Source organism: Frankia sp. CgJB1, assembly GCF_977947065.1.
Genome location: NZ_CDWTNB010000138.1, coordinates 1 through 10,847, shown reverse-complemented (window position 1 = coordinate 10,847; position 10,847 = coordinate 1). Strand labels below are relative to the sequence as shown.

Genomic DNA, 10,847 nt, shown 5'->3' with positions numbered 1-10,847 from the left:
AGACCTAGGCAGGCCGGCAGGAGCGCGGTCAGGGGGAGGGGGAGCGCGGGCAGGCCGTCGACGCTCGTGCCGTTGAACTCCTTCGACGCGCAGTAGGCGGCGAACTCCTCGTCGGTCTTGCGGTCGAAATACTGGGCGTGCAGTGGCCGTTCCTCGCGGTAGTCCATGAACGGGACGGCGTACCCGCAGCTGTCGCTGATCCGTTCCGCCGCGACGAGGATGACGGCGCGCAGCCCGGCGGCGCCCGCCTGCTCGGCGTCGAAGTGGGTGAGCAGCTCGGGGAAGCGGGGATCGTCCCGGAAGACCGGTTCGCCGCGGCCGTGCACCCGCACGATGGTCGGTGGCCCGGTGAAGGCGCACCACATCAGGGTGATCCGGCCGTTCTCGCGTAGGTGGGCGATGGTCTCCGCGTGGCTGCCGCCGAAGTCCAGGTAGGCCAGGGTCCGTTCGTCGAGCACGGCGAGCGTGCCGGCCCGACCCTTCGGGGAGATGTTCACGCTGCCCTGGGCGGACAGCGGCGCCGACGCCACGAAGAAGATCATCTTCTCCTCGATGAACGCCCGGAGCCGACCGTCGATGCGCTCGTAGGTCTTTCCCATCCCCTCAGTATCGGCCTCGTCTCGACAGCGTTACATCGTTTTCCGGCTGGCCGGAATCCGACCGGCCGGGGAGATGCGGGCCGGCATGACGAAGAAGACCGAATGTTGACCCTCCACGGCCGGATCGGATGGGGCACAGTGGCGAAATGGACCCGAGACGTGATCCGGCGAGGCTCAGCCTCGCCAGCTACCCTCTGAGCCAGACGATGCCCACGCGGTTCAGCGACATGGACAGCTTCGGTCACCTTAATAACGTCGCCATCGCCTCGTTGTACGAGGACACCCGAGTAAGACTGCACACCCGGTTGCTCCGTCCCGAGGACCCGGGTGGCCTGCCCGGGTTCACGCCCGTCGTCGCACAGCTCAGCATCCACTACCTGGCCGAGGCGCACTATCCCGCCACCTACGAGATCGGCCACGGGATAAGCCGGATCGGCGCGTCGTCGTTCGTGCATAGTGCCGGCCTCTTCCTCGACGAGGTCTGCCTGGGGCTGTGTGACACCGTCATGGTGCACCTGGTCGACGGCGTTCCCACCCCGCTACCTCCGGACCGGCGCGCTCTGCTGGAGTCGGTGTGGTTCCCGGTCCGCCCCCGGCCAGCCGTCCTCGCCCCGAGCAAGATAATCAACGGTGTTGACGCCCACCCAACTATCATGATCAACAAAAAAACACGGATTCTCACCCTGCCACTAATCACCAGCGTCGGCCACCACCATCCGTGAGCCGACCGCCAGCAGGCGTCGTTCCGGGAGCTCGCGCGCCAACGGTGTGTGTTGTTCCGGCGGGAACAGAGCCCCGCCATGCACGACGCGATCCTCGCCGCCGCCGGCCGGGCGGGCATCAGCCTGACGGTCGCCGACGAGGTCGACGACTCGGGTGCCACGGGGATCATCGTCACGACGAAGTTGGTTGTGGGATTCGTCTCGTCCGTCCGCAGCGGTTTCGTGCCCGGCAAGGGCCTGGCGGCCGTGCGGCTCGTCGAGCCGGTGCCCACCGTCGGGGTGCAGGTGGTCTGGCACCCCGACCCGTCGCCCGTCGTCGAGGCGTTCCTGCGCAGCTTGGACAACGCGGGTCCCTTCGGGGAGGACGCCGTCCCCGCACCTCCCGCGCCGCAGGTGCCGGTCCTCGCCCACGACGGGCAGCCGGCTTCCGGCGGCTGAGCCCGCACCCCTGCGGCACCTTTCGCGGCACCCCCGGCACTTTCGGGCCCCCGTCGCCGGGCCGGCCCGATGTTCTTCGTCACGGGCCCGTTCGGCGGCGGCGGCCCGTGTAGATGGCGATTGGCCGGGGCAATCGTCCGTTCGAAAGTTCCGTATTGCCGGCGACGGCGCCACCCAGCAGCATCGCGGATGACAGCGGAAATCCTCGCGCACCCTGGCGCCGAATGTTCCATATGTTCCCAACGGAACACCAAGAGCGGAACATCAAGATGAACGGATGAACGTATGCGGTTGACCGTCCTGGGCTGCCGGTCGGGAATGCCGACCGGCGGTCAGTGCAGCTCCAGCTACCTCGTCTGCACCGCGGAGACGAAGATACTGCTGGACTGCGGCCCCGGCGCCGCGACGGCGCTGAGCGCGCTGGGGCACCCCGCAGCGCTCGACGGTATTGTGATCAGTCATCTGCATTCCGATCACTGCTATGATCTCCTCCCACTGGGAAAGGCATTGCTGGCCAGTCGGGCCCGATATCCCATGCGATTCCCGACGCTCCCGGCACGTGACATTCCGGCGCGCAGCGAACCGATTCCTCTTTACCTTCCGCGGGGCGGCCTGGATACCTTCCAGGCATTGGCCGGGCTTTTCCCGGTCGCGACCATCCCGCTGCTGGACAAGGCGTTCGAGGTCGCCTTCGACGTCCGCGAGTACGACCCGGGGGAGACCTTTAAGATCGGCGACTGCATGGTCAGCCTGCACGGGCTACGCCACGCGGTACCGAACTGCGGGATCCGCATCGAGACGGCGGGCGCCAGCCTCGCCTACACCGGCGACACCGGGGTGACCGACGCCCTCGTCGACCTTGCCCGCGGCGTCGATCTTCTCCTCGCCGAGGCCACCCTCGAGCTGACCGACGACAGCGGCCACGGCCACCTCAGCGCCCTCGACGCGGCCGAGGCGGCGCGGCTCGCCGGGGTGGGTCAGCTCGTGCTCACCCACTTCGTCACCGACGACCCTGAGTGGCTGGCTGCGCGGCGCGCCGAGGCCGAGCGGGTGTTCGACGGGCCGGTGCACCTGGCCGCCCCGGCCCGCAAGTTCGACATCGCATGACCTCCGCCGACGTCTTCCCGCCCCCCGTGGGCGGCGACCTGTTCCCGGGATGCGATCACCCCTCGGGTGACGCAACTGCTCCGACGCGTGAAAGGCGACTGGTGTGACAGCCGTTTCCCGGCACGACGATGCTGCTGGACATGAACGGGACACAGGACAAGAGCGGGACGCAGGACAGGATCGCCCGGGCCGCCGTCCGCGGCGGCACCGGGCCCGGCTGGTCGTCACGGCGTTGTCCGCCGCGGTCGGCCTGCTCGCCGTGGCGGCCTGCGGCTCGGACAGCGACACCGCCTCCGGTACCCCGGCCGCGACACCGCAGGGTGACACCCCGGCGACCATTACCTTCCTGTCCTACAACTACGGCACCCCGGGTCTCGGCGGTACGGGAACCCAGGCACTGCTCGACGCCTTCGCCAAGGCGTACCCGAAGATCACGGTCAAGCCGCAGGGTGTCGCGGTGAAGGACGTCCTCACTCGGCTGCGCACCGACACCGCCGCCGGTGATCCGCCCGACGTCGCCCAGATCGGCTGGAGCAAGATGGCCGAGGCGGTCGAAGCCCTGCCGATCACCCCGGTCCAGAAGGTCGCCGGCAGCGAGTGGGAGCCGGCCACCGCCGGCATCTCGAAGAACATCCTGTCGGCCGTCTCCACCAACGGCGTCGTCGCGGCGATGCCGTACACGATGTCGATCCCGGTCATGTACTACAACGCCGACCTGTTCCGCGCCGCCGGCCTGGACCCGCAGCAGCCGCCGACAACCCTCGCCGACGTCAAGGCCGCCGCTTTGAAGATCAAGGCGACCGGTAAGGAGGGCGTCTACATCAGCGTCGTCGACAGCGGGAAGTCGGACTACCTGACCCAGTCGGTGGTGAATTCTAACGGTGGGTCGCTGGTCGATTCCTCCGGCGCGGTCACCCTCGACAAGCAGCCGGCCGTCGAGGCGCTGGCCACGATCGCCGACCTGACCGCCTCGGGTGCCCAGCCCGGGGTCAAGGCCGAAGCGGCCCTGGCCGCGTTCACCAAGGGTGACCTTGGCATGTTCGTCACCAGCACGGCGCTGCTCGCCAGCGCCCAGAAGGCGGCGACGGGCAAGTTCGAGCTGCGCACCGCGGGCCTGCCGTCCTTCGGCACCAAACCCGCCCGCCCGACCTACTCCGGCGCCGGGCTCGCGGTGCTGGCCAAGGACCCGGCCAAGCAGCGCGCCGCCTGGGAGTTCATCAAGTTCCTCACCTCCCACGAGGGCTTCGAGATCATCACCTCGAAGATCGGCTACCTGCCACTGCGGCAGAGCGTGGCGACGAAGCTCGCCGACACCCCGATCGTGAAGCTGCTGGAACCGGCCCTCGACCAGCTCGACACCGTCACCCCCTACACCTCGTTCCGTGGGGCGAAGGCCAACCAGGCCGTCGTCGTGCTGCAGGACGAGGCCGTCGAACCGATCGTCCTGCGCGGGGCCGATCCTCAGGCGACCCTGAGCAAGGCCGCCGAGAAGATCCGCGCACTCTCCTCCTGATAATCGGCACCTGGCCCCGCGTGGCACGTCCGCGCGGGGCCCTCCCGGCCACGGTGGCGCGCCGCGCCGTACCGTGGCTCTACCAAGCGCCGGTGCTGGTGTCGCTGGCGGTCTTCGTCTACGGGCCGCTGGTCTTCGAGGCGTACCTGAGCCTGACGAACTGGGACCTGATCAAACCCGACCGGGACTTCGTGGGGCTTGCCAACTTCCGCGGCCTGTTCGAGGGCGAAGAGTTCCCCCGGGCGCTGAGCCGCACCGGCCTCTACGTCCTGGTGATGCTGCCCTTCGCGACGATCGTCCCGATGGCACTGGCGATCATGCTGTGGAAGCGGCCCGGTCGGACCAGCGACATCTACCGGGCCCTGCTGTTCCTGCCGGTGATGCTCGCCCCCGTCGCGAACACGCTGTCCTGGCGGTTCGTCCTCGACCCGCTCGGTGGCATCGTCAACGTCGTCACCGGCGGGCTGGGCCTGGGCGAGCGGGACTGGCTCGGTGACCCCTCGACCGCCCTCGCCGCCATCTCGCTCATCACCGCGGCCCGGTTCGTCGCGCTCAACATGCTGCTCTATGGCGCGGCACTGGCCGCGATCGACCGGCGCTGCCTCGATGCCGCCCGCGTCGACGGCGCCACCGAATGGGAGATCACCCGCCGTCTGGTGGTCCCCCAACTGCGTGGCACCACGATCCTGCTGTCGTTCCTGTGCGCGGTGTTCGCCGGGCAGTGGACGTTCAACAACATCGCTGTGCTCACCCAGGGCGGCCCCGACAACACCACCGACAACGTCTACTACCGTCTGAACACTTACGGGTTCACCTACTTCGACGCCGGGACGGGCGCGGCGGCGGCGCTGACGATCGTGGTGGTGCTGTGCGCCCTGTTCGGCCTGTCGACGCTGGCCCGCCGCGCCGCCGGCACGCTCGGCGCCCCGGGCCGGGACCGGCCGACCACCCGGCTCGCGGCCGCCCTCGCCGCCCCGCTGACCGCACTGACCAGGAGGCGCCGTGCCGCGCTCTGACGTCCGGGCCGCCCGCGCTCGACGTCGCCGACCTGCATCTGCCGCACCGGTCCTTCACCGTGATCGTCGGGCCGTCGGGATACGGGAAGTCGACCGCGCTGCGGGTCATCACCGGGCTGGAAACCCCCGACGAGGGCCGGTTGACGATCAACGGGGTGGACGTCACGGCGACGCCACCGGGCGCGCGCGGGGTCTCGATGGTCTTCCAGGACTTCGCCCTCTACCCGCATCTCACCGTCGAGCAGAACATCGCCTTCAGCCTGCGGCTCGAGGCGAAGCACAACCGCGGCCGCCTCGGGTTTCTGCGCCGGGGGGCGGGCGGGGCGGGCCCGAGCCGTAGCGAGATCTCCCGCCGGGTCACCGAGGCCTGCGTCCTGCTGGGGCTCGCCGACCTGCGTCACCGCCGGCCCGGGCAGCTCTCCGGTGGCGAGCGCCAGCGCGTCGGCCTTGCCCGCGCGATCGTGCGCCGCCCGAGTGTGCTCCTGCTCGACGCCCAGCTACGCCAGCAGGCCCGGGCCGAACTCGTGCGCTTGCACCGCGAGCTGGGCAACACCGTCGTCCTCGTCACCCACGATCAGCTCGAGGCGCTGTCCATGGGCACCCATCTGGTGGTCATGAACGGCGGGCGGGTGGCGCAGGCCGGCACGCCCGAGCAGGTCTACCGCCGGCCGGCTGACCTCTTCGTCGCCGCGTTCGTCGGCAGTCCGGCGATGAACCTGCACCTGGAGGTGGCGAACGGCGGTGGGGCGCTCGCGGCACCGGGGCTGTCCGCGCGGCTGGCCGGACCGCTGGCGCTGCCCCGGGTATGGCTTGGCTGGCGGCCGGGGGACGGCGTCATCGAGGCCGAGCCCGACCGGGCCGCGGCAGCGGGCGGCGTGGCCGGTACGGGCCTGGCCGGTGACGGCCTGGTCATGGAGGGCCTGGTCGACGTGGTCGAGTTCACCGGGGACGTGGTCGTCGTCCACTGCGTGAGCGGGGCCGCTGGGGCGGGGGAGACCGGAGAGTGGGACGAGAACCCGGGCGAGGCCGTCCCGGCCCGGTGGGCGGTGACCGTCCCGTCCCGGCCCGGGCCGGCGTCCCGGCCGTCGGCACACCGCTGCGGGTCCGGGTGCCCGCGCGCCGACTGCACCTGTTCGACCCGGCCAGTGGGCAGCGCGTCGATGACGTCGATGACGCTGACGATCTCGTCGACGACCTCGCCGTCGTCGACGAGCCGGCATGACCGAACCGCTGCCCGCAGGAGGCCCCGCCCCCGTGGGGGAGGCCCTGCTCCGGGCCGGCGGCGCGGCGCCGTGGGCGATCTGATGCGATTTCGGCGGAGTGCTGACGTCGTCGATCGCTGTGGCGTTCCGCGACCTGGTCGCTGCCGCGGGCGTGCCCGCCCACGAGCTGCGCCGGGCATTCGACCAGGTGGCGGCGACGTGGGGCCTGCGCACGTTGGGCCCCCTCGAACGGGGCATGGTCAGCCAGCACGACTGGGGGATCCTCGTCACGGACGCCCTCGGGCCCGCCCACCCGCCACGCATCGACCTGTCCCGGTTCGGGGACCACTGGTATGCCGGTCGCACCCTGGAGTCGGCGATGGTCGACGGGCTGCTGCGCGCCTGCGCCGCCGGTCTGCGGGTGGGACTGCTGACCAACAGCGTGGCCGAGTGGGAGCCGCTGCGCCGCGCGCTGCTGCCCGACTGGTCGGTCTTCGAGTCAATCATCAACTCCCATGAGATCGGGATCGGCAAGCCCGATCCGGCCATCTACGACCTCGCCGAACGCACGTTCGGCCAGCCCGGTCCGGGCTGCGTCCTCATCGACGACGCCGCCGCGAACTGCGAGGCGGCGCGTCGGCACGGCTGGACGGGGCTATCCATCACCGCAGCGTCGCGGACACGCTGGCCGAGCTGGCCGCGGTGACCGGGGTTCCCGAGCTGGCCGGCTAGACCGTGCGGTACCGGCCGACCGTGCGGTGACCGGGCGGGCGCAGCGGATCCGGTGACCCGCTGGCGGGTGTGGCCCGGGTCGGGTCGGACGTCCACCACGAATGGTCCGAAGGGCCCCCGGGTAGGCAACCTCTGGCGGTCGCGAGGATGCTCGCCGACGGCGACGATGATGTTCGGAGCCATCGGGCGTCGGCGTTCATCTGTCCACACCGCCGGCGTCACCCGTCCGACCGTCCGACGCGGTGCGACGAGCGTCGACCGCCGTGTCCCGACCCGCCAGACCTGCCACGCGACCCCCTGGAGGGGCCATGACCATCCAGTACGTGCGGGATGCGACGCCCTCCACCGGGGCGGACGACCATCACGCGGCCGGAGGGATGTTGTCCCCGACGAACCCGCCGTCCCCCGCCTCAGCCCCGGCCCAGCCCCGGCTGCGCGCCCTGCACCTGTCCGAGCTGGAGACGTTCGAGACCTACGAGACGCACAGCGCCACGCTGCACCTGGCCGCCGATCGCGTGTACAAGCGCAAGAAGCCGGTGAACCTGGGCTTCCTCGACTTCACCGACCGCCGCACCCGGGAGTCGGTCTGCCGGTCGGAGGTCGCGCTCAACCGCCGGCTGGCCCCCGACGTCTACCTGGGGGTCGCTGATCTCCTCGACGACACCGGTGAGGTGATCGACCACCTGGTCGTGATGCGGCGGATGCCGGCGAGTCGGCGGCTGTCCACCCTCGTCCGCCGGCGCAGCCGGGTCGGCCCGGCACTGCGCACGGTCGCCCGGGCGCTGGCGGTGTTCCACCAGCGGTGCGAGACCTCACCGGAGATCGCGGTGGCGGGGCACCGGGCGACCCTGGAGGGGCTGTGGCGGGAGGGTCTGGAAGGCATCTCCCCCTACCGCGGCACCCTGCTGGACGCGGCGGTGGTCGACGAGATCGGCGAACTGGCGCTGCGCTACCTGGCCGGCCGGGAGACGCTGCTCGGCGATCGGGTGCGCGCTGGGTGGATCCGCGACGGGCATGGCGACCTGCTCGCCGACGACATCTACTGCCTCGACGACGGACCCCGCATCCTCGACTGCATCGAGTTTGACCCGCGGCTGCGCTTCGGTGACGTCCTCGGTGACGTCGCGTTCCTGGCGATGGATCTGGAACGCCTCGGCGCGCCGGAGGAGGCCGCCGAGTTCCTCGATGCCTACCGGGAGTTCAGCGGCGAGGTGCACCCGCGGTCGTTGCAGCATCTCTACGTCGCCTACCGGGCGTTCGTCCGGGCGAAGGTGACCTGTATCCGGGGCGGGCAGGGTGATCCCGACGCGGCCGAGGAGGCCCGCCGGCTGCTGGCCGTCGCCCACCGTCACCTGCGGGCCGGCCGGGTCCAGCTCGTCGTGGTCGGCGGGCTGCCCGGGACGGGAAAGACGACCCTGGCCGGCAGGCTGGCCGGGGTCGGTGACGGCTGGGTGCTGCTGCGCTCCGACGTGATCCGCCAGGAGTTGACCGGGATGCCTCTGCGTGGGGGCGGGCTGGCCGCGGACACCACCGCCGGCGGGTACGCCAGTGCCCTGCGCAACGCCGGCGGCACCGCCACGAGAACCGGAGCCCACGGAACCGGAGCCCACCGCGACGCCGGTACCGGCGCGGTGGGCGTCGCGCCGGCGGGCGGGCCGGTCGCGGACGGCGACCCCGCGACATCCGACCCGCGGTTCGGCACCGGGCGCTACGCCCCCGAGATCACCGACGCGACGTACGCCGAGATGCTGCGCCGCGCCGGGGCGGTTCTCGCCCGCGGGGAACGGGTGGTGCTGGACGCCTCCTGGTCGAGCGCGCGTCACCGCCGGGCCGCCGCCGAGCTCGCCGCAAGCGTCTGCGCCGACCTGGTGGAGCTGCACTGCGTGACGGCACCGGAGGTGGCGGCTGCCCGGATCGGCCGCCGTGCCGCCGCGGGCACCGATCCGTCGGAGGCGACGATGGCCATCCACCGGGCGATGGCGGCCCGCGCCGACCCCTGGCCGTCGGCGACGGTGGTACGCACCGCCGTCCCGGTCACCGAGGCCCTGCAGACGGTCCTCGCCCACCTCGACTGACGCCGCCCGGTGGGTCCGGTGTGACCATCCCGCGCGGCGCCGTCGCGCTTCAGGGCGCCGTCACTTCTCGATGCGGGTGGCGTACACGGCGGCCTGGGTGCGGCTGGACAGCTCTAGCTTCTCCAGGATGGCCGAGACGTAGTTCTTCACCGTCTTCTCGGACAGGTGAATCCGCCCGGCGATCTGCCGGTTGGTCAGCCCCTCCGCGATGAGGACGAGGATCTGGCGTTCCCGCTCGCCGAGGGTGGCAAGCTTGCGGTCCTCGGCCGGGCCCTCCCGCAACCGGGTGAGGACCCGCTGGGTGACGGCCGGGTCGAGCAGGGAACGGCCCGCGGCGATCGTCCGGATGGCGCCGACCAAGTCCGTGCCCCTGATCTGCTTGAGCAGGTAGCCGGCGGCCCCGGCCATGATGGCGGCGAACAGGGCGTCATCGTCGTCGTAGGAGGTGAGGATCAGGCAGCCGATCTCGGGATGCGCCGAGCGCAGGTCCCGGCAGACGTCGATACCGTTGCCGTCCTCGAGGCGGGCGTCGAGCACGGCAACGTCCGGCCTCGTCGCCGGGATCCGGCGCAGTGCCTCCGCCGCGGTGGACGCCTCTCCGACGACCTCGATGTCACCGGTCTCGGAGAGCATCTCGCGGATGCCGCGCCGGACGATCTCATGATCGTCCAGGAGGAAGACCCGTACGGTGCCCACGGTGTCGACGATACTCACGGTGCCGACGATACCGTCCATGGTCGTCGCCCAGACCGGTTCGGCATGGTGCCGGGAGGGTGCGCGGGTGCGGCCGGGCCCGTTGCGGGCCCGTTCGAGCCGTTCGGCGCCTCCGGGTGAACCCGCCCGCGTGAGCGCACCGCCCCCGGCCCGGGGCCCGCAGCGGCTGGCGGCCGCACAACCGGTGAGAGCCGGTGGCTACCCGAGGCGGGCGACGCCGCCGTAGACACTGACCTCGGCATCGGTCGGCACCTCGCCCTCGGCGGCGGGCTCCTCCGGCCGCCACCGAGGGACCATCTCCACTTCGGGGTCGATGAGCTCCAGGCCGGCAAAGAACCATTTCGGCCCGAGTGCGGTGCTGCCCGGGGATGCCCCGGGAGCGGTACGTGGTGAAGAGCTGCTCCATGCCGGGGTTGACGTCGGCGGTGGCGTGGGTGAGCGCCAGATAACTGCCCGACGGCAGGGCCGCCAGCAGCCGGCCGAGGATGCCGTAGGGGTCATCCGCGTCGGGGATAAGATAAAAGATCGCGATCAGGGACAGGGCGACTGGCTGGGTCAGGTCGAGGGTGTCGCGCAGTTCCGGGGCGGCCAGAATGCGCTCCGGGTCGCGCAGATCCGCGTCGAGGTAGGCGGTGCGGCCCTCGGGGGTGCTGGCGAGCAGGGCGCGAGCGTGGGCGAGCACGATCGGGTCGTTGTCGGTGTAGACGATCCGGGCGTCCGGGGCGAGGT

At 71.3% G+C, this 10,847-nt stretch carries 10 protein-coding genes and 3 pseudogenes; 9 read left to right on the top strand and 4 right to left on the bottom strand.

Going from position 1 to position 10,847, the window contains the following annotated elements:
- On the bottom strand, positions 1-599 hold a 599-nt coding region (locus AC08OT_RS15075), incomplete at its 3' end, for a pyridoxamine 5'-phosphate oxidase family protein (protein WP_476602945.1).
- Between the two features lie 146 nt (positions 600-745).
- Between AC08OT_RS15075 and AC08OT_RS15070 the strand changes: the two genes are divergently transcribed.
- From AC08OT_RS15070 to AC08OT_RS15045, 6 genes and pseudogenes are all read left to right on the top strand, one after another.
- The gene (locus AC08OT_RS15070; protein ID WP_476602944.1) at positions 746-1,321 is read left to right on the top strand and encodes an acyl-CoA thioesterase; all 576 of its coding nucleotides are present in this window, start codon (positions 746-748) and stop codon (positions 1,319-1,321) included.
- 15 nt (positions 1,322-1,336) lie between these two features.
- Positions 1,337-1,759, top strand: a pseudogene (locus AC08OT_RS15065) (LysR substrate-binding domain-containing protein); the annotation flags it as partial.
- Positions 1,760-2,044: 285 nt separating this feature from the next.
- On the top strand, positions 2,045-2,866 hold the full coding sequence (locus AC08OT_RS15060) for an MBL fold metallo-hydrolase (protein ID WP_476594426.1): 822 nt from the start codon (positions 2,045-2,047) through the stop codon (positions 2,864-2,866).
- Between the two features lie 103 nt (positions 2,867-2,969).
- The gene (locus AC08OT_RS15055; RefSeq protein WP_476594425.1) at positions 2,970-4,379 is read left to right on the top strand and encodes an ABC transporter substrate-binding protein; all 1,410 of its coding nucleotides are present in this window, start codon (positions 2,970-2,972) and stop codon (positions 4,377-4,379) included.
- Positions 4,380-4,471: 92 nt separating this feature from the next.
- Positions 4,472-5,395, top strand: a complete 924-nt coding sequence (locus AC08OT_RS15050) for a carbohydrate ABC transporter permease (RefSeq protein WP_476602943.1) — start codon at positions 4,472-4,474, stop codon at positions 5,393-5,395.
- A 59-nt stretch (positions 5,396-5,454) separates the two neighbouring features.
- A pseudogene (locus tag AC08OT_RS15045) lies at positions 5,455-5,826 on the top strand (ATP-binding cassette domain-containing protein); the annotation flags it as partial.
- A 66-nt stretch (positions 5,827-5,892) separates the two neighbouring features.
- Here AC08OT_RS15045 and AC08OT_RS15040 read toward each other — a convergent pair.
- Positions 5,893-6,360, bottom strand: coding sequence for a hypothetical protein (locus AC08OT_RS15040; protein WP_476602942.1), 468 nt, complete (start codon positions 6,358-6,360; stop codon positions 5,893-5,895).
- Positions 6,361-6,398: 38 nt separating this feature from the next.
- Here AC08OT_RS15040 and AC08OT_RS15035 point away from each other — a divergent pair, with 38 nt between their 5' ends.
- From AC08OT_RS15035 to AC08OT_RS15025, 3 genes are all read left to right on the top strand, one after another.
- Positions 6,399-6,617 carry a hypothetical protein gene (locus AC08OT_RS15035; RefSeq protein WP_476602941.1) on the top strand — a complete coding sequence of 73 codons (219 nt, stop codon included), beginning with the start codon at positions 6,399-6,401 and terminating at the stop codon, positions 6,615-6,617.
- 98 nt (positions 6,618-6,715) lie between these two features.
- Positions 6,716-7,303, top strand: coding sequence for an HAD-IA family hydrolase (locus AC08OT_RS15030; RefSeq protein ID WP_476602940.1), 588 nt, complete (start codon positions 6,716-6,718; stop codon positions 7,301-7,303).
- Positions 7,304-7,637: 334 nt separating this feature from the next.
- Complete coding sequence (locus tag AC08OT_RS15025) at positions 7,638-9,404, top strand: bifunctional aminoglycoside phosphotransferase/ATP-binding protein (protein WP_476602939.1); 1,767 nt, start codon at positions 7,638-7,640, stop codon at positions 9,402-9,404.
- 60 nt (positions 9,405-9,464) lie between these two features.
- On the opposite strand, the gene AC08OT_RS15020 is transcribed toward AC08OT_RS15025, so the two are convergent.
- The gene (locus tag AC08OT_RS15020; RefSeq protein WP_462189125.1) at positions 9,465-10,100 is read right to left on the bottom strand and encodes a response regulator; all 636 of its coding nucleotides are present in this window, start codon (positions 10,098-10,100) and stop codon (positions 9,465-9,467) included.
- A 216-nt stretch (positions 10,101-10,316) separates the two neighbouring features.
- Positions 10,317-10,847: pseudogene (locus AC08OT_RS15015) on the bottom strand (SAM-dependent methyltransferase); the annotation flags it as partial.